Origin of the sequence: Variovorax fucosicus (genome assembly GCF_030316825.1) — a bacterium.
GTDB classification, from domain to species: Bacteria; Pseudomonadota; Gammaproteobacteria; order Burkholderiales; family Burkholderiaceae_C; genus Variovorax; species Variovorax fucosicus.
Genome location: NZ_JASZYU010000003.1, coordinates 359,209 through 376,892, shown reverse-complemented (window position 1 = coordinate 376,892; position 17,684 = coordinate 359,209). Strand labels below are relative to the sequence as shown.

The 17,684-nt window shown below is 66.3% G+C and carries 16 protein-coding genes; 8 read left to right on the top strand and 8 right to left on the bottom strand.

The window, feature by feature from the left end; all coding sequences use genetic code 11:
• Nucleotides 1-30 precede the first annotated feature (30 nt).
• The 4 genes from QTI05_RS19335 (at nucleotide 31) to QTI05_RS19320 (ending at nucleotide 4,589) form a co-directional block, all read left to right on the top strand.
• Complete coding sequence (locus QTI05_RS19335; RefSeq protein ID WP_444812939.1) at nucleotides 31-1,116, top strand: alpha/beta fold hydrolase; 1,086 nt, start codon at nucleotides 31-33, stop codon at nucleotides 1,114-1,116.
• Between the two features lie 36 nt (nucleotides 1,117-1,152).
• Complete coding sequence (otnI, locus tag QTI05_RS19330; RefSeq protein ID WP_286620334.1) at nucleotides 1,153-1,947, top strand: 2-oxo-tetronate isomerase; 795 nt, start codon at nucleotides 1,153-1,155, stop codon at nucleotides 1,945-1,947.
• Nucleotides 1,948-2,120: 173 nt separating this feature from the next.
• Nucleotides 2,121-3,212, top strand: a complete 1,092-nt coding sequence (locus tag QTI05_RS19325; RefSeq protein ID WP_286620332.1) for an ABC transporter substrate-binding protein — start codon at nucleotides 2,121-2,123, stop codon at nucleotides 3,210-3,212.
• 63 nt (nucleotides 3,213-3,275) lie between these two features.
• The gene (locus tag QTI05_RS19320) at nucleotides 3,276-4,589 is read left to right on the top strand and encodes a lytic murein transglycosylase (protein ID WP_286620330.1); all 1,314 of its coding nucleotides are present in this window, start codon (nucleotides 3,276-3,278) and stop codon (nucleotides 4,587-4,589) included.
• On the opposite strand, the gene QTI05_RS19315 is transcribed toward QTI05_RS19320, so the two are convergent.
• The 6 genes from QTI05_RS19315 to QTI05_RS19290 all read right to left on the bottom strand — a co-directional run bounded on the left by QTI05_RS19315 (nucleotide 4,586) and on the right by QTI05_RS19290 (nucleotide 11,248).
• Nucleotides 4,586-5,695 (bottom strand): ATP-binding protein, encoded by a 1,110-nt coding sequence (locus QTI05_RS19315; protein WP_286620328.1) that lies wholly within the window; start codon nucleotides 5,693-5,695, stop codon nucleotides 4,586-4,588. The genes QTI05_RS19320 and QTI05_RS19315 overlap by 4 nt on opposite strands.
• A 90-nt stretch (nucleotides 5,696-5,785) precedes the next feature.
• On the bottom strand, nucleotides 5,786-6,409 hold the full coding sequence (locus QTI05_RS19310; protein ID WP_286620327.1) for an ATPase: 624 nt from the start codon (nucleotides 6,407-6,409) through the stop codon (nucleotides 5,786-5,788).
• Nucleotides 6,406-6,771, bottom strand: a complete 366-nt coding sequence (locus QTI05_RS19305; RefSeq protein ID WP_286620325.1) for a TA system antitoxin ParD family protein — start codon at nucleotides 6,769-6,771, stop codon at nucleotides 6,406-6,408. The genes QTI05_RS19310 and QTI05_RS19305 overlap by 4 nt, the downstream gene beginning before the upstream one ends.
• Nucleotides 6,772-6,859: 88 nt before the next feature.
• Complete coding sequence (locus QTI05_RS19300) at nucleotides 6,860-9,532, bottom strand: PAS domain S-box protein (RefSeq protein ID WP_286620323.1); 2,673 nt, start codon at nucleotides 9,530-9,532, stop codon at nucleotides 6,860-6,862.
• Nucleotides 9,529-10,515, bottom strand: coding sequence for an ABC transporter substrate-binding protein (locus tag QTI05_RS19295; RefSeq protein WP_286620321.1), 987 nt, complete (start codon nucleotides 10,513-10,515; stop codon nucleotides 9,529-9,531). The genes QTI05_RS19300 and QTI05_RS19295 overlap by 4 nt, the downstream gene beginning before the upstream one ends.
• A 4-nt stretch (nucleotides 10,516-10,519) precedes the next feature.
• Nucleotides 10,520-11,248 carry a response regulator gene (locus tag QTI05_RS19290; protein WP_286544286.1) on the bottom strand — a complete coding sequence of 243 codons (729 nt, stop codon included), beginning with the start codon at nucleotides 11,246-11,248 and terminating at the stop codon, nucleotides 10,520-10,522.
• A 280-nt stretch (nucleotides 11,249-11,528) separates the two neighbouring features.
• On the opposite strand from QTI05_RS19290, the gene QTI05_RS19285 reads away from it, so the two are divergent.
• Genes QTI05_RS19285 through QTI05_RS19270 form a run of 4 tightly spaced genes read left to right on the top strand, consistent with a single transcriptional unit; the run spans nucleotide 11,529 to nucleotide 16,160 of the window.
• Nucleotides 11,529-12,947, top strand: coding sequence for an FAD-binding oxidoreductase (locus QTI05_RS19285; RefSeq protein ID WP_286621108.1), 1,419 nt, complete (start codon nucleotides 11,529-11,531; stop codon nucleotides 12,945-12,947).
• Entirely contained in the window at nucleotides 12,944-14,260 is a 1,317-nt protein-coding gene (locus tag QTI05_RS19280; protein ID WP_286620319.1) for a tetratricopeptide repeat protein, read from the top strand. The genes QTI05_RS19285 and QTI05_RS19280 overlap by 4 nt, the downstream gene beginning before the upstream one ends.
• A gap of 41 nt (nucleotides 14,261-14,301) precedes the next feature.
• Nucleotides 14,302-14,454: a hypothetical protein gene (locus QTI05_RS19275; RefSeq protein WP_286657839.1), complete on the top strand. Its 153-nt coding sequence runs from the start codon at nucleotides 14,302-14,304 to the stop codon at nucleotides 14,452-14,454.
• The gene (locus QTI05_RS19270; protein WP_286620316.1) at nucleotides 14,451-16,160 is read left to right on the top strand and encodes a phospholipase D-like domain-containing protein; all 1,710 of its coding nucleotides are present in this window, start codon (nucleotides 14,451-14,453) and stop codon (nucleotides 16,158-16,160) included. The genes QTI05_RS19275 and QTI05_RS19270 overlap by 4 nt, the downstream gene beginning before the upstream one ends.
• A 29-nt stretch (nucleotides 16,161-16,189) precedes the next feature.
• Here QTI05_RS19270 and QTI05_RS19265 read toward each other — a convergent pair whose 3' ends face one another.
• The gene (locus tag QTI05_RS19265; RefSeq protein WP_286620314.1) at nucleotides 16,190-16,855 is read right to left on the bottom strand and encodes an ankyrin repeat domain-containing protein; all 666 of its coding nucleotides are present in this window, start codon (nucleotides 16,853-16,855) and stop codon (nucleotides 16,190-16,192) included.
• Nucleotides 16,852-17,658, bottom strand: coding sequence for a TatD family hydrolase (locus tag QTI05_RS19260; RefSeq protein ID WP_286620313.1), 807 nt, complete (start codon nucleotides 17,656-17,658; stop codon nucleotides 16,852-16,854). Before QTI05_RS19260 ends, QTI05_RS19265 begins: the two co-directional genes overlap by 4 nt.
• Nucleotides 17,659-17,684: the final 26 nt, after the last annotated feature.

Sequence of the window (17,684 nt, the reverse complement as noted above, 5' to 3'; positions counted from 1 at the left end):
CCCTGCACAACGATTGAGGAGAACGACGAGATGAAATCCATGATTTTTCGGCTGAGCCGGATCGCACGACTGGGCTGTGGCCTGTTGCTGGGGCTGACGGTCCTGAGCGGCAACGCCGCGGACTTCCCCACGCCCCGCGAGGGGCATTGGGTGGCCCGGGACTTCCGCTTCCAGAACGGCGAGGTGTTGCCCGAACTGCGTCTGGCCTATACGACGGTGGGTGACCCGAACGGCGAGCCCGTGTTGATCCTGCACGGCACCACCGGGTCTGCAGGCAGCTTGCTCACGCCGGATTTCGCAGGTGAGCTCTTCGGTCCGGGTCAGCCCCTTGATGCAGCAAAGCACTTCATCATCCTGCCCGACGCCATCGGCACCGGGGCGTCGTCCAAGCCTTCCGACGGGCTGCGGACCGCGTTTCCGCACTACAACTACGACGACATGGTGACGGCCCAATACCGGCTGCTCACGGAACACCTCGGCGTGCGGCATCTCAGGCTGGTGCTGGGCAACTCCATGGGCGGCATGCAGACCTGGATCTGGGCCCAGAAGTACCCCGGCTTCATGGATGCGGCCGTCCCGATGGCGTCATTGCCCACCGAGATGTCCGGCCGAAACTGGATGATGCGGCGCTTGATCATCGACTCTATCCGCAGCGATCCGGCTTGGAAAAATGGTCAGTACACCGAGCAGCCTCCCAGTCTGCGGTTGGCCTCCGTTTTCTTCGCCATCGGGACCAATGGGGGCGATCAGGGCCTGTACAAGTTGGCGCCGTCCCGCGAGAAGGCTGATGCGGTGCTCGACCAGCGGCTGAACGCGCCGTTTCGCGGCGACGCCAACGACCACCTCTATCAGTGGGAGGCGTCGCGCGACTACAACCCGTCAGCCGGCCTGGAACGCATCGAGGCCGCCCTGCTGGCGATCAACTCGGCCGACGACGAACGGAACCCGCCAGCGCTTGGTGTGCTGGAGCGAGAGATCCGACGTGTCAAGAATGGCCGTGCCCTGTTGATTCCGGGCCAACCCGACACCTTCGGGCATGGCACCGTGGCGCGGGCCAGGTTCTGGAAGCAGGAATTCGAGGCGTGGCTGCGCGCCGTGCCCAGCAACGCGCGCTGAAGCGCGCATCCCATCTTTTTATGCCGGAGTTCACCAATGCCACGTTTTGCTGCCAATCTCAGCATGCTCTATCCCGAGATCGCCTTCCTCGATCGTTTCCGGGCGGCCGCCCAGGACGGTTTTACCGCGGTCGAGTATCTGTTTCCCTATGCCTTTCCGGCTGAAGCGCTGGCTCGGCAACTGGCCGACCACGGATTGCAGCAGGTCTTGTTCAATGCCCCGCCAGGTGACTGGGAGGCTGGCGAGCGCGGCATAGCCTGCCTGCCTGGTCGTGAGGCCGAGTTCCGCACGGGATTTGCCCTGGCGCTGGAATATGCGCAGGTGCTTGCGTGCCCTCGCGTCCATGTGATGGCAGGGCTTGCGCCTGAAGGCGTGGCGCGCGCGAGGCTCCAGGCGACCTATGAGGCCAACCTGGCTTGGGCCGCCGGGTTGGCCGCGAGCGCCGGCCGCGATGTTCTGATCGAGCCGATCAATCCGCGCGACATTCCCGCGTTTTTCCTGAACCGGCAGGACGACGCCCACCGCGTCGTGCAAGCGGTTGGCGCGCCCAACCTCAAGGTGCAGATGGATCTGTACCACTGCCAGATCGTCGAGGGCGATGTCGCGATGAAGCTGCGCCAGTACCTGCCGACCGGCCGCGTCGGCCATCTGCAGATCGCCGGCGTGCCCGAGCGGCACGAACCCGACATCGGCGAACTGAACTACGACTACCTGTTCGATGTGATCGATGAACTCGGATTCGACGGATGGATCGGGTGCGAGTACAGGCCCAAGGAAAACACGTCCGCTGGCTTGCGTTGGCTCACGCATCGCCTTGAACGCGAGTCTTGAATCCTCCGGCTCCGGAAAAGAAGCTAAATGCAGCGGGTACGTGCATTTCTCCACAGTTGTGGCCCGATCATGACGGGGGAGTGATTTTTTAGCTGGCGGGCGCTCGCGTTAAGATGAATTGTCAACAAATTATTACCATGAGATACAAAAAGATTCATCTTCTGGCTTCGGCCTTGACCGCCTTCGTACTGGGATATTCGGCGACCGCGCAGGCGCAAACCCAGCCGCTCGTGATCGGGCAAACCTATGTGCAGACCGGCCCGCTGGCGTCTTTGTCGACCGAGCCCCTGATCGGCATCCGTGCCATGTTCACGACGCTGAATGCGAATGGCGGCATCCATGGCCGGCCGGTCGAACTGCGCCAGCTCGACGACGCCTACGACCCCGCCAAGGGCTCCGAGAACGTCAAGACCTTCGTCAAGGACGGTGCCGTCGGCATCCTGATGCCCATCGGCACATCGTCCACGGCCGGCGCCCTGAAGGCGGCCAACGAACTCAAGGTTCCCGTCATCGGCCCTTACACCGGCGCGGGCCCCGTGGTGAAGTTCTCGGAATACGGCTTCCCGGTGCGCATCAGCTTCGACGAGGAATACAGCCGCATCGTGAATCACCTGTTCACGATCGGCATCTCAAGCATCGCCTTCGCGCACAACGACAACCCCGGCGCCCGCTCGGCGAGGGACAGTACGGAAAAGTTCATTGCCGAGCGCGGCGAGAAAATGGTCGGCAGCGTGGCGATCAAGAACGATGGCTCCGACGCCGCCGAGCGCGCCGCGGAGTTGGCCAAGCTCAAGCCCAAGGCGGTGGTGCTGGCGGCGACCAACGAAGTGGCGGCGAAGTTCATCACGGCCTACCGCGCGACTGGCACCCAGACGGCCTTCTATTCGTTCTCGTTCCTGAACGGGCAGAAGCTGTTCCAGGACATCCAGAAGGACGTGGCCGGCGTGGTCATCTCCCAGGTCGTGCCCTCCCCCTGGAACAGTGCAATGCCGGTGATTGCCGAGTACCAGGCGGCCATGAAGAAGATCGGCGCAACCGAGTTCAGCTATGCCAGCCTCGAGGGCTACGTGGCGGCCAAGGTCATGGTCGAGGGGCTGAAGCGGGCCGGATCGAAACCGACGGCAGAGTCGCTGCAGAAGGGCCTCGAATCGTTCAAGACGCTCGACATCGGCGGCATTGCGGTGTCGTACCGCCCCGGCGAACACCGCGGCCTGACGTTCTCCGAACTGTCGATGCTCAAGGCCGACGGACGCTACCTGCGCTGAGACCACGCGGGCCCGGGCTCGGCGCGGGGAACTGCGGCCGGCGTGGGGGTCAAAATCCCGGAGATGCATTCAGCCAGCACTCCTTCCCCGCGCTCCTCCGGCCTTGCCTTCATGGCGCTGGCCGTCGCTCTCCTTGCGGGCTGCGCGTCCGCACCCTCGACGGCACCGTCGCAGCCGACGCCCGGTTCAGCTTCGGGCGTCCGACCCGCAGTGGCCCCCGCCGCGCCGACGCCCGCCGGTGGCGACGAAGCAGCGCTCCAGCAGCGGTTTGCGAAGTGGATTGCCGACTTTCGCGCTACTGCGCGCGCAACCGGCATCAGCGAGGCGACGCTCCGCGCTGCCCTGGACGACGTCCAGTACCTGCCGCGCGTCATCGAACTGGACCGTGCGCAACCCGAATTCACGCGCACCGTCTGGGACTACCTCGACAGCAGCGTGTCGCCCCAGCGCGTCGCGACCGGCCAGGACAAGCTTCTGCAGGTTCGCGGCGAAGCCGACACGGCCGCTGCCCGCTACGGCGTTCCGCCCAGCATCGTGGTCGCCATCTGGGGCATGGAAAGCAACTACGGCAGCAACTTCGGCAACACCCGGACCATCGACGCGCTGGCGACGCTGGGCTTCGACGGGCGCCGCGAGGATTGGGCGCGCCGCGAATTGCTCGCTGCGCTGAAGATCCTCGACAACGGCGACATCGACCGCCAGCACATGGTCGGCTCCTGGGCGGGTGCCATGGGCCAAACCCAGTTTCTGCCATCGAACTTTCTGGCTTACGCGGTGGACGCCGACGGCGATGGCCGGCGCGACATCTGGGGCAGCATGGCCGACGTGATCGCCTCGACCGCGAACTTTCTGGCGCGCTCGGGCTGGCAGGCGGGCAAGCCCTGGGGCCTCGAGGTGCGGCTGCCGACCGGTTTCGACTACGGTCGCGCCGACACCGTCGTGCAGTCCACCGCGCAATGGGCCGCCGAGGGGTTGCAGGCTGTTGATGGCCAGCCGCTGCCGGCGTTCGACGGCGGCACGATCCTGCTGCCTGCAGGTGCCCGCGGGCCGGCGTTCCTGGTGGGGCCGAACTTCCGTGCGCTCCTGCGCTACAACAACTCGACCAGCTACGCGCTCGGGGTCAGCCTGCTGGCGCAGCGCCTCGGCGGCGGCCCCGACGTGCAGACACCCTGGCCGCGCGACTTGGCCGCCCTGCCCCGCAGCCAGATCATCGAGTTGCAAACCGCGTTGAACAAGCGTGGCTTCGACGCCGGCACCGCCGACGGCGTAATGGGGCCTGCTACCCGTGAAGGGCTGCGACGCTACCAGCGCAGCGTCGGCTTGCCAGCCGATGGCTATCCGAGCGCGGAGTTGATCCAGCGCCTGCAACAGCCCTAGACCGGACCTTGGTGCTTCCGGAGGTATTCGGCGAGCAACGGGTCGTCCACCGCGATCGGGGCGTTGGCCATCCTGCTCACCAGGTTGATGCGCAGCAGCCGATCGATGGCCGAGCGCACCTTGGCCACGGTGGCCGGCCCCGTGCCGAGCTGCCCGAGCTGCTCGAGCGTTTCACGTCCCAAGGGAGGCAGGCCGCGGGCGATCACCACCAGCACTGCGCGATCGAATGCATCGAGGGGCTGCAGCAGTGCGTTCCAGATCGTGCCTTGCGTGGCAAGAAACTGGTTCACGCCGACCTCGACATCGGTTTCTCCCTCGGCGGACATGCCCTTGACCACGTCCTTCAGAAGGCCTGGCTTGTGGCCGATGCGGACGTACAGCTTTCGAAGTGCCTCGAGTGGCAGGATCTTGCCGGGATGAATGCTGCCGAAATGATCGACCAGCAGTTGCAGGTACTCGTCGCCCAGCGGCGGGAAGTCGAGCAGTTGCGCGAACTGGTACATGGGCGCGCCTGCCGTCGAGAACATGCGCGCAAGTCCTTCTTGTGATGAACCGGTGAACACGGACTTGAGTGCGTCCCGCCGCTTGTGCAGCACCGCCCGCAGTGCGGCGATGGCGCTATCGCCCCCTTCTGCATCGCCCAGGGTCTGCACCTCGTCGAGCATCAGCAGGACGGGTCGTTCGGCAGCATCGACCAGACGCATGACCAGCGCGTCGAGCCGCAACTGCGGCACCGTCGGCAGCGCGCGACGCGCTGGCGCGTCACCGAGATCGAGCGAGGCGCCGATCAGGCCTATCTTCTTGACCGGCGTCTTGCCCAGGCGTGCGACCCGGCTCTTGGGCACGTTCAGGTCGTCGAGTGCCTCTTCGAGCGCGTGATTGATGGCTTCGAGCGGACTGGCCTTGTGGTTCCAGAGATCCGCATAGACCGGCAGCAGGTGGTGCTGCACCGCGGCCGGCGTGAGGTCGTGGTCCAGGAAGTGTGTCTTGCCGATGCGGCGGGCCGCGAACATTGCCAGCGGGCGGCCTGGCTGCGCATCGAGCAGCGCGAGGTAGCTTCTGGCCAGTTCGGGCCGACGCACTTGAAGGTCGTCAAACGTCGCCATTGTTGTTCGTTGTCGTAAAAGCAGCAATTGTCGCATTCACAGCAATTGCAGACAACAGATGCGCGTGGCGCAAACCACTGAACTCAACGGCTATGCGGCCGCATCGTCGCTCGTTGATCTGAGGAAAGCCTCGATTTCCGCGGCATAGAGTTGCTGCGCCCAGGCGGGTTGTGCCGCGGCGGCGGCGGTCACCCGGCCCTGGGTGAATGCCAGCAGGCGCTCTGGCGCCATGTTGAGCCTGGAGTTGTCGTAGACGAATGCGTAGTCGGCCTGCAACGCGGCCGCGCGGATCAGCGGCTGGTTGCGTTCGTAGCGTTCCCGGATCTTGTCCTCGGGCACATCATGGCCGCCCTCGCCCACCCGCTGCGCCACCCGGGCCACCGAAAGCTCGGGTCGGCGCACGTTCACGTGGTACAGAACCACCCGGAAACCGGCGCGCCGGGCTTCGGCCACGAGTTCAAGTTTGGAGGGGTGCGAGAAGGTGGATTCGGAGACGAAACTGATGCGCTGTCGCAAGGCCTGCTGTCGCCTGTTCTCGGCGATGCCGGCGGCCTTGTAGGCGGCAGCCATGGAAGGGTCCCGCAACTCCTCGCGCTGGATCAGATCGGCGTTGATGAACGGCGCCTTGATGCGCGGGGCGATGACGATCTCGTAGAGGGTGGACTTGCCGGCGCCGTTCGGGCCAGCCAGCAGGATCATCGTGGGCCGGCTCACCGGCGGCCGGGTGCCTTGACCGCGCTGCCCAATACCAGGTTGTCCTTGTCATCGAGGCCGACGCCGACGCCCCGGCGCTGGCGGTCGCGCCAAAAATCCTGTTCGACGGTTGTGGGTTGCGCCTCACCCATCTGTTCGAAAAAGGCGTTCTGCGCGGCCTCGTCGAGCGAGTCCAGCACCAGCGGCTCCAGCCCTCGCAAGGCCATCTCGATGCGGGAGTAGCCGATTGCAGGATCGCGTTCGATGGCACGTCCGATCCGGATCCAGTGCTCTGCCTGCCCGGAAATCGATCGGCTGCTCAACCGCGCCGCGTCGCGCAGTGCATTCATTTCAACGTCGGAAATCTTGACGGCTTGGGCCATGGCTGCTCCGGGGAGGTTCCGAAATGAAACCCATGGTTGTCATTATGCAACCGGCCGCGATTTTATGCACCTCGCCTGCCCGGCCTGTTCAGTCCGCAAACTCCACGACAACCCGCCGCACCTCGCTCGGGAGGAACGGCTTCTCGATCAGCGGGCGACCGCTGCATGCAACGAATTCGCGCAATGCGGTCGTCAACATGTCGCCCGTGACGAAGACAACGCGCTCGGCCTGGTGCGGCCAATGCTTCTGGATTTCGCGGTAGAGCGCACGGCCGTCGAGGTCGGGCATTCGCATGTCGGCAAAGATGACGTCGTAGCGCTGCGAAGCCATGCGCTCGAGAGCCTCGCGCCCCGAGGCGGCGGTGACGACTCGATGGCTCGCGCCTGCCAGTATCTCGGCCAGTGTCTCGCGAACCTCTTCCTGGTCGTCGACGACCAGGATCGTGCGCGCATGCGCGATGGGGTGGGCGGGCGGATCATCTGCCGGCTCGCCCGTGCCGCCTTCGCCGACCGGCAGCGAGATCAGGAACGCGGCGCCGGTTTCTTTCGGTTCCAGAGTGAGCGTGCCGCCGTGCGCTTCGACGAAGGCCAGGCTGACCGCAAGCCCCACGCCTGTGCCCACGCCGGTGGGCTTGGTGGTGAAGTACGGCTCGAACACGCGCGCACGTGCTGACTCGGGAATGCCCGGCCCGTTGTCGGCCACGGCAATTAAGACCCGGTGCGTCGCGCGGTCGAAGCGGCCGGAGATGTCGATGCAGCGTGACCCCTTGAGATCTTGCAGCGACTGCTGCGCGTTCAGGATCAGGTTGAGCAGCACCTGGTGAAGCTGGTCGGCATCGGCGTCGATCATCGGGATGTCGGCGGCCAATTCGATGGTCACCTTGATGCCGGTGGCGCGGACGGCGTAGCCTGCGATGTCGAGCGCTGCGGTGATCACGTCTTCGATGGCGACCGGGCCGCGCTGGGGCGGCTGCTGTCGGGCCATGGCGAGGAAGGTGCGCACGATGCGCGCGCAGCGCTCGGCCGCTGCACGGATCTTTGCCGCGGCGACCTGCGTATCCGGGTTGCCCTGTTCCTCGAGCAGCACCGCGCGCGCGACGACCACCGACAGCGGATTGTTGAGTTCGTGCGCCACGCCGGCCAGCAGCGAGCCCAGCGCGGCAAGCTTCTCCCGCTCATACGAAGACTCGCGCTCGCGTGCGAGGTCGGCCTGCGCGCGCTTCTTGTCAGTGATATCGCGCGCAAGTGCGAGCACCCGGTCGCGGCCATCGATGGTGACGCGCTTGCCGTGCAGCTCATGCCAGCGCAGCTTGCCTGAGCGGGTTCGGCACTGCCACTCGATGTGCATCGGCTCGCCGGCGACGACGCGCGCGAAATGGACCATGGCCTCTTCTTGCGTGTACGGGTAGGTGCCGGCACTGAGCGCGCCGATCGAGAGCTCCATGAATTCCTCGCGCGTGTAGCCAAATTCCGCGCAGGCCCTGGCGTTGACGTCGACGATCGCCGCGGTCTCGATGTCATGCAGGAAGATCGCGTCCTCCGTGGCGTCGAAGATCGCCCGGTAGCTCGCCTCGGAAGCGCGCAGCGCCTCGTCGGCGCGCTTGCGCTCGGTGATGTCGGTGGCGATCCCGCAAACGCCATGGGCCCGGCCCTCGGCATCGTGCAGCGGGAACTTGATCGAGATATAGGTGTGCAGCCCGTCTTCGCGCGGCAGGGTCTCTTCGAACTCCATCGTCATGTTGCAATCGATGACCAGTTGGTCGTGGGCGCGGTACGCCCGCGCGCGTTCCTCGCCGCGCACGTCGCGGTCCAGGCGCCCGACCACGTCGGCCGATTTGATGCCGAACACCCGCTCCCACTGGCGATTGACGAACAGGAAGCGGCTCTTCGCGTCACGGGCGAAGATCACCGCTGTCGAGTTGTTCAGGATCTGCTGCAACCGCTCGTCCGTGGCTTCCAGCTCCCGCTGTACCCGCGCCCGCACGGCGATGTCGTCGCGCAGGTGGGTCTGGGTCTCGGCGACCTGCAGCGCCATGGAGTCGAATGCACGGCCGAGCCGTCCGAGCTCGTCGTTGCCGCGCAGCCCGCTGCTCGCATCGAGTCGCCCGGCTGCCAGCTGTTCGGCGGCGCGCACAAGCCGCGCGGTGCGGCGCGTCAGCAGAAAGTGAAATACCGCCCACATCGCGAACGCGAGCATGGTCACCCAGCCAGCCCAGTACAGCGACTGGTGGATCACCTGCTCGCGCGCTTCCGCCTTGTAGCCTGCCAGGTCGTAGGCCACCATCAGACCGCCACTGCGCGACGGGCGCAGCGTATCGCCCTCGCTGCCGACCAGCACGGCAGCGTGCCCGATCAGCGAATTGCCGCCGGGCCCGATATCGATGCCGGAGCGGCCTTCGCGCAGCGCGCCGGCCACCTGTTCGAGCCCTACCTGCGGCAGCACCTCGGCGATCGGCCGCCCGAGCCATGCGCGTCGCGTCGCGGTGATCACGCGCTGGTCATCGTCAGTCAGCGCAGCGACGATGACGTCGTGGTTGTGGGCCAGCACCGAGATCTGGTGCTGCGCCGAGGCGAGATCGCCCTTGAGCAGCAGATACTCCAGCGTGCTCTGCAGCCGCGACATCTCCTGCGCGAGGCGCTTGCGGCTGTCCTCCTGTGCCACCTGCTCGGCCTGCGGCACGTGGTAGAGCAGGTTCACCGTCGACAGCACCGCCGCAAACACCAGCAGGATCAGCGGTACCGTCACTTTCAGGGAGGTCATGGCGACAGCTTCGACAACGGCTCCGGCGCCAGCAGGCTCTCGACGTCCACCGGCGCCCGCAGCAGTTTCGCTTCGAGCATCAGGTTCATCAGACGGGCGCCGCTCTGGGCCAGCGCCGGTGCCGAGCCGCCGAGCATGGCCAGATTCTCGGCCTGAGTCGGTATGCGCAGGCCCTGCAGCGCCTGCAGGAATTGATCGGCGCCGGTCTGCAATCGGATGCCCATGCGTCGCGCAGCGTCCTTCGGGTCATTGCGCATGAAATCGACGGCCGCGAACCAGCCGGTCAGAAGCGCTGCAACCGCGGGCGCGCGCTCGTGCAGCAGGCTCTTGCGCACCGCGACGAGGTCGACAATCTCGCCCGGGATATGCGTGCTGTCGAACAGCGTCTGGCCGCCGGCACGCAGCATCTGGACGCGATAGGGATCAAACGTCACCGCTGCGTCGACCTGACCTTTCGCGAACGCAGCTGGCTGCTCATTCGATTCCAGGTGCACCACCCGCACGTCGCCGGGCTGCATGCCCGACAGGGCGAGCGCGCGGCTGAGCACGTACGCGCCGAGCGCGCCGCCCTCCACTGCGATCGACTTGCCGGCCAGATCGCGCATTGATTTCATGCCGGCGCGGCCGATCACCGCATCGGCGCCGTGCGAGATGTCGACCACCAGCACGGCCCGCGGATCGAACCCGTCGGCGGCGAGACCGAACAGCTCGTCAAGGCTGATCACCATGCCATCGATCGCCTGGTTGCGAAATGCGCGCAGGACTTCGCTGGCCGAGGGGTACTCGACAAGCTGCACAAGCGCCGGGTCGAGCTTTCCCAGTTCGCGCGCGAGGTAGAGCGGTTCGCAGCCGATCCAGACGTTGGTGCCGATGCGTAGCCCCGGCTGCGCCTGGCGCGTGCAGCCGCCGAGGGCGGCCAGGGTCATCAAACCGGCGCCAGCGAGCGCCCAGCGGCGTCGCGCAAAGTCGAGCGGGTCGGCCATCACGTCAGTTCCCTTCGGGCACGAAAACGTAGCCCTCGTTGCGCACGGTGCGGATGAAGCGCGGGTGGTCGGGATCGGGCTCGACCTTCTTGCGCAGGCGCATGACGCGCAGGTCGACGCTGCGGTCGAACGGATCCCACTCGCGCGGCCTTCCCAGGTTCAGGATGCGCTCGCGCGACAGAGGCCGGTTCGGGTGCTGCGCCAAGGCCTTCAGCAGATCGAACTCGAGCGGAGACATCGCGACCTCGGCACCGGTCTCGTCGGTAAGCCGGTGCGCGGCCACATCGAGCACGCAGCGCCCGATGCGCACCCGCTCGGCGCCAATCTCGGCACGGTGGGCAGCGGCGGTGCGCCGCAGCACGCTCTTGACGCGTGCTACCAGCTCGCGCGGGTCGAACGGCTTTGGCACGTAGTCGTCTGCCCCGACCTCGAGACCCACCACACGGTCGACCACGGTCGCCGCGGAAGTGAGCATGATGATGGCGATGGCGGCATAGCGCTCGCGCAGATGGCGCGCCAGACTGAGGCCGTCCTCGCCAGGCATGTGAATGTCGATCAGCGCGAGGTCGACCGCGCGCTCTGCCGCGTGCGTTCGCGCAGCCGCCGCGCAATCGGCGCCGATGGTCGCGTAGCCGTGGGCAGCGAAGTACTCCTCGAGCACCTCACGCACATCGGGCTCGTCGTCAACGATCAGGATCGTGGGCTTCGCGGGTTCTGCGGCTTGCATCTGCATGACATCTCCTCGCTCTCCTGGAGCATATGCCTGCGCGGCGCGGCAGAAAAGGTGCGCGCTTTCCGCCCGAAACGAAAGAAACAAAACGTCCGAGTGCCCGGCGGACCCCAGCGAGGGCGCTTGAAACACAAGAAACAAGAGGCGTGGTCCTGCGAAATGTGGTTGCGACACGGTCTGCCTAGATTCACTAGACCCCCAACAACCCGAGGAGCCCCTCATGCACATCGCAACCTTGCCGAAAACCCTTTCCTTCACCACGCTGAACCGGGACACCGGGCAAATGCCGGCATCCGATGCCCAGGCATTCGCCGCGCAGATCTCGGGCGACGTGCTCGCCCCCGGCGACGCGCCCTACGAGGAAGCGCGCAGGGTGTGGAACGCAACGGTCGATCGGCGGCCGGCGCTGATCGCGCGCTGCCTGTCGGTGCGCGATGTCCAGACAGCCGTGCGCTTTGCCGCGGCGCATCGCATGTTGCTAAGTGTCCGCGGCGGCGGCCACCACATCGCCGGCCATGCGGTGGCCGACGGCGGCCTGATGGTCGATCTGTCGGGCCTGCGCGAGGTCCATGTCGACCCCGCGACACGTATGGCACGCGTGGGCGCCGGAGCGCTGCTCGGTGACTTCGACCGCGCTGCGCAGGCGCACGGCCTGGCCACGCCGCTGGGCATCAACTCCACCACCGGTGTGGCCGGCCTCGCGCTGGGCGGTGGCTTCGGCTGGCTGACCCGTCGCCACGGCATGACCGCCGACAACCTGGTCGGTGCCACCGTGGTCACCGCCGACGGGCGCGAGCGCACCGTGTCGGCCGAATCGGAGCCGGATCTGTTCTGGGCCCTGCGCGGCGGCGGCGGCAACTTCGGCATCGTCACCTCCTTCGAGTTCCGGCTGCATCCGGTGGGCCCGCAGGTGTACGCCGGCCTGGTTGTCTACCCGTTCTCGCAGGCCACCAAAGTGCTGCGGGCCTGGCGTGATTTCTGCGCCAGCGCGCCCGAGGAGTTGAGTGTGTGGGCGGTCATGCGAAAGGCGCCGCCTCTGCCGTTCCTGCCGGCCTCGGCGCACGGCAGCGAGGTGGTGATCTTCCCGCTGGTCCACTGCGGCGCAACCGATGCCGGCGAGAGCGCGGCGGCGCCGGTGCTCGCATTCGGCGAGCCGATTGGCGCGGCGCTGGGCCCACAGCCGTACAGCGCGTTCCAGACCGCGTTCGACCCCCTTCTTGCGCCAGGAGGCCGCAACTACTGGAAGTCGAACAACTTCAGCCGGCTCGACGACGCTGCGCTCGACCTGCTGGTGGACGCCGCCGGACAGCTGCCGGGGCCGGAATGCGAGATCTTCGTGGCCCAGCTCGGCGGCGCGATGTCACGCGTGGATGCGGCCGCAACGCCTTTCGTCGGCCGCGATGCGCGCTTCATCATGAACGTGCACGGCCGCTGGTCGGACCCCCGCGACGACGGGCGAGTGCGCGCCTGGGCGCGCCGCACCTTCGAAGCGGCGGCGCCGCACGCCACCGGAAGCGGCTACGTCAACTTCTTCACCGAAGACGAAGCCGAGCGCGTGAGCGCGAGCTACGGCGCCAACTACGCCCGGCTGCAGGCGCTGAAGCAGCGCTATGACCCGACCAACCTGTTCCGCATGAACCTGAACATCACGCCGCGGCACATGACACAGGGGGCCGCAGTGCCCTGGAAGGCATCACCATGACCCAGTTCGACTCCCGTGGCTGTCGCGTGTCCGGCGCTACGCCGGCTGCGCTCGCGGCCTACGAACACGCACTCTCGGATTTCCTGTCCTGGCGCAGCGGCGCCGCCGAGCCGCTTGATCTGGCCTTGGCGGAAGCGCCCGGATTCGCGATGGCACGGGTGCTCCAGGCCTACATGCGGCTGGGCAGCCGCGACCCGCGGCGCGTGCGCGAGGCGGGGGCGCTGCTGGCGGCGACCACCGGGCTGCCGGCCAACGCGTACGAGCAGCGCCATCTTGCGGTCATCGCGCGCGTGCTGGCCGACGACTACCGCGGCGCCGTGGGCCTGCTGGGCGAGGCGCTCGCGGCGCAGCCGCGCGACCTCCTCGCGCTGGCGGTAGCCCATGGCTTCGACTATCTGACAGGTGAGATCGCGCACCTGCGCGACCGCATCGAAAGCGTGCTGCCGGCCTGGCCCACCGACCTGCCGGGCTATCACAGCGTGCGGGCGATGCACGCATTCGGGTTGGCCGAATGCGGGGACTACGAGCACGCCGAAGAAGCGGCGTGCGCCGCGCTGGGTCTCAACGAGAACGACGCACGTGCCCACCACGCGATGGCGCACGTGTTCGAGATGACCGATCGGCCCGACGCAGGCGTGCGCTGGCTGAATGCGCACGCGCAGCGCTGGAGCGTCGAGACCGTCGTGGCTACGCACGGCTGGTGGCACCTGGCCCTGTTTCACCTGGCGTGCGGCGAAGTCAAGAGCGCAATGGCCTTGTATGACGGCCGCATTCGAGCCGGTGGCTCGCTCGACGTGGCCGACCTGATCGACGCAACCGCGTTGTTGTGGCGCCTGCATCTGCGCGGTGTGGATACCGGCACGCGCTGGAACGAACTGAGCGCGGCCTGGGAGCCGCACATTGAAGATGGCTTCTGCAGTTTCAGCGACTTGCATGCGATGCTGGCCTTCGTCGGCGCGCGCGACTGGACGCGGGCGCAGCGCCTCGAGCATGCGCTGGTGCTCGGCCAATTGAAGCCGACGCGCTACGGCGAGACCACGCGCCAACTCGGCCTGCCGGGGTGCAGCGGACTCGTCGCTTTCGGCCGCGGCAACCATCCGATGGCCATCGCGCTGCTGGGCAGCCTGCCCACTCAAGTCCATCGCCTGGGCGGGAGCCACGCCCAACGCGACGTGCTGCACCTCACGCTGCTGCAAGCGATCGAGCGCATTCGGCGTCCGGCGCACCGGCCGTCGACGCTGCGCCTCCCGGGCGCAACACATGAAACAAGACGGGCCGCTTCGCGAAATGAGGCGGCGACACCGGCGCCCTAAATTCGTTCTTGCCCCTTTCGTACTGATCTGAAAGCCCTGCCATGAAGCTCCACCCAATGCTCCTCACGCTCTCGACGCTCGTCGTCGCACTCGCGTCTGCCGTACTGCCAGTCATCACCCAATCCGGGGTGGCCGGCATGAAGATCCTCGCCGTTGCCGACCTCGGCGACTTCCGCCCAGCCTCCATTTTTTGAGGCTTTTCTTCCCATCGCAAATGCGTGGGCATGACTGGTTCATCATGTTGGAAAGATTTGTTTACCCGCTCTCGCAGCGGATCTCGATGGCCCTGTGGGGTATCGGATCCGCCCCACGACTTTCAGTGCGCTGGGTCTGCGCTGTTGCAGGCCTGGTCGGGGTGCTGCTGGGCGGTTGTGCGAGCCTTCCGGATCAGGTGGTGCGGCGGTACTCCGAGGCGCATCGGGATGTCGCCGATTCCGCGCTGGCGCGCATTGCCGCTGCGACGCTGGCCGAAACGGATGACCCGTCGACGCCGGCGCAGCGCGGTGCCGTGTCTGGCCTGCGCTTGCTGCCGGGCGGCGATGACGCTTTCGAGGCCAGACTTGCGCTCGTGCGCGCGGCCGAGAAAAGCATCGACGCGCAGTACTACCTGGTGGCCGACGACCGCTCAGGCCGCCAGTTCTTGCGCGGCTTGGCCGATGCGGCCGCGCGCGGCGTGCGCGTGCGGCTGCTTGTCGACGACCTGAACGCCGGCGCAACCAAGGGACTGCTGGCGGAATTTGCGAGTCGCGACAACGTCGAGTTGCGCATGTTCAATCCGCTGCCGGTGCGCACGGGCTCATTGCACTCCCGGGTGCTGCTGTCATTGCACAAGTTCGACCAGGTCAACCGGCGCATGCACAACAAGCTGCTTGTGGCAGACAACAGTTTCGCCATCACCGGAGGCCGCAACATCGCCGATGAGTACTTCGGCCGCAGCAAGCCCGCCAACTTCATCGACATGGACGTGTTGATAGCCGGCTCGGCCGTGCACGAGCTCTCCGAGGTGTTCGACGCCTACTGGAACAGTGCGCTGGCCTATCCGTTGCAAAGCCTCGTGGATGTGCAAGGAATGGCGAAGAAGCGCCCCGCCGTAGAGGCGGGCCTGCCCATCGAGTTCGTCCCGCGCGCCGCGCAGGAAGAGGTGCAACGCGACGGCCTCGGCGCGCAACTCGCGCGGCAGCGCGTCCAATTGCGAGCAGCGCGCGTGCGCGTGATTGCCGACGCGGTCGTCCATCCGGAGCCGAGCAGCCCGGACGTCGCCATGCGCGAAGGTTCCGTCATGCGCGCCAATCTGGAGCTGTTGCAGTCAGCGCGCCAGGAGGTACTGGTGGTTTCGCCCTACCTGATTCCAATGCCGAGCATGCTGGATGCGTTCGACGCCGCAAGTGCGGGCGGCGCCCGGATCTCGGTGGTCACCAATTCACTCGCCACCACGGACGAGCCGCTCGCGCACTATGGCTACGCACGCTATCGCGAGAAGCTGGTGCGGATGGGCATCGCGCTTTACGAGCTGATGCCGGTGAACGATCCGCGCATCGACAACTACAGCGGTGCGCATCAGGGGTCGTTGGCCCGCCTCCACGCAAAACTGGCAGTGGTGGACCGGCGCTGGTTCTACGTCGGTTCCATGAACATGGACAGGCGCTCGGCCCACTGCAACACGGAGTTGGGCTTGGTCGTCGAGAGCACGGCCATGGCGGGCGACCTTGTCGACATGATCCACCGCGAGCACTTCGACGCGAGCTACAGCGTGCGCCAGAGGCTGGAGACGGGCGGAATCGAATGGACAGTCCCCGATGGTGGGCAAGACCTCCGGATGACGCGCGATCCGGTGATCGGCTGGGCACAGCGCATCGGTTGGTCCCTGCTTTCGTCGTTGATCGACGAAGACTATCTGTAAGCGCGCAGCACGCTATGCGCGCCTCGCACTCACCACTTGCCGTCCTTGGGCAGCTTCTTTTGCATGGCCGCACCGATCAGCGTGGCCGCATCCGTGCGGTTGGCACGTCGGGCGAAATCGGCGGCGGTCAGGCCCTGCTCGTTCTTCATCATGGGATCGGCGCCTTCGTCGAGCAGCAGCTTGACGCTGTCGATCGAGCCGTACATCGCGGCCATCATCAGCGGCGTCGTGCCGTTCGGCGACTGGGCGTCGATGAAGGCGAACTTGTCGAGCAGCAACTTCATGATCGCGACCTGGCCGCTGCTGGCTGCGTAATGCAGCGGCGCCCAGCCGGTCTTGTTGACATCGGCATCGCGTGCCAGCAGGCGCACCACGATGTCCTGCTGACCCTTGATCGCGGCCAGCATCAGCGGGCTTTCGTCCTTGCTGGTGCGCGCCTCGACATTGGTTTGGGGCGAATCGAGCAGCACCTGGATCACCTTGGGTGAGGGCTCGCGCAGGGCGATCAGCAGCCCGGTCTGGTTGTGCTCGTCGGGCGTGTTCGGATCGAATCCGCGCGCGATCAGGTCGCGCACCGCACCGGCATTGTCGCTGCGCACGGCGCGGAAGAAGTCGTCATATGTTCCGGCATTGACTGCGCAAGAAACAAGAGCAAAAACAAATAGATATGAAAGCTTCTTAAACAAATACTTCATGTATTGATGGCACTGAAAAGGGTTTCGAAATTGCGGCTGGTGGCCTCGGCCACGGCCTCGACCGGCATTTGCCGCAGTTCGGCGATCTGCTTCGCCACGAAGGGCACGTAGGACGGGTTGTTGGTCTTGCCGCGGTAGGGCACTGGCGCCAGATACGGGCTGTCGGTTTCGATCAGCATCCGATCCATCGGCACGAAAGCCGCCACATCGCGCAGATCCTGCGCCTTCTTGAAGGTCAGGATGCCCGAAAACGAAATGTAGAACCCCAGATCGAGCGCCGCGCGCGCCACCTCGGCTGTTTCGGTGAAGCAGTGGAAGACGCCGCCGGCCGCATTGCCGGCGCCGGTTTCGCCCTCTTCCCTGAGGATCGCGAGCGTGTCGGCCGAGGCTTCGCGCGTGTGGATGATCAGCGGCTTGCGCGTCTGCTGCGCAGCGCGGATGTGCACGCGAAAGCGGTCGCGCTGCCACTCCATGTCGGCCACGCTGCGGCCGCCCTTGCGCTCTTCCATCTGGTAATAGTCGAGGCCGGTTTCGCCAATTGCCACCACCTTGGGCAGCGCTGCGCGGCGCACCAGGTCGTCGACGCTGGGCTCCAGGATGTCTTCGTTGTCGGGGTGCACGCCGACGCTGGCCCAGAAGTTGTCGTACTGGGCGGCCAGTGACTGCACCGCATCGAATTCCTCGAGCTTGGTGCAGATGCAAAGGGCCCGGTCGACCTGCGCGGCGGCCATCGCGGCGCGGATCTGCGGCAGGTCTTCGATCAGTTCAGGAAAGGTGAGGTGGCAATGGGAGTCGGTGAACATGCCCCATTGTCGCCAACTCCGCAGAC

Coding starts and splice junctions, on each gene's coding strand:
- QTI05_RS19260 (WP_286620313.1), bottom strand. CDS start 17,658: ATGTTCACCGACTCCCATTGCCACCTCACCTTTCCTGAACTGATCGAA.
- QTI05_RS19335 (WP_444812939.1), top strand. CDS start 31: ATGAAATCCATGATTTTTCGGCTGAGCCGGATCGCACGACTGGGCTGT.
- QTI05_RS19305 (WP_286620325.1), bottom strand. CDS start 6,771: ATGGCCCAAGCCGTCAAGATTTCCGACGTTGAAATGAATGCACTGCGC.
- QTI05_RS19320 (WP_286620330.1), top strand. CDS start 3,276: ATGCATTCAGCCAGCACTCCTTCCCCGCGCTCCTCCGGCCTTGCCTTC.
- QTI05_RS19315 (WP_286620328.1), bottom strand. CDS start 5,695: ATGGCGACGTTTGACGACCTTCAAGTGCGTCGGCCCGAACTGGCCAGA.
- otnI (WP_286620334.1), top strand. CDS start 1,153: ATGCCACGTTTTGCTGCCAATCTCAGCATGCTCTATCCCGAGATCGCC.
- QTI05_RS19285 (WP_286621108.1), top strand. CDS start 11,529: ATGCCGGCATCCGATGCCCAGGCATTCGCCGCGCAGATCTCGGGCGAC.
- QTI05_RS19300 (WP_286620323.1), bottom strand. CDS start 9,532: ATGACCTCCCTGAAAGTGACGGTACCGCTGATCCTGCTGGTGTTTGCG.
- QTI05_RS19290 (WP_286544286.1), bottom strand. CDS start 11,248: ATGCAGATGCAAGCCGCAGAACCCGCGAAGCCCACGATCCTGATCGTT.
- QTI05_RS19280 (WP_286620319.1), top strand. CDS start 12,944: ATGACCCAGTTCGACTCCCGTGGCTGTCGCGTGTCCGGCGCTACGCCG.
- QTI05_RS19265 (WP_286620314.1), bottom strand. CDS start 16,855: ATGAAGTATTTGTTTAAGAAGCTTTCATATCTATTTGTTTTTGCTCTT.
- QTI05_RS19295 (WP_286620321.1), bottom strand. CDS start 10,515: ATGGCCGACCCGCTCGACTTTGCGCGACGCCGCTGGGCGCTCGCTGGC.
- QTI05_RS19275 (WP_286657839.1), top strand. CDS start 14,302: ATGAAGCTCCACCCAATGCTCCTCACGCTCTCGACGCTCGTCGTCGCA.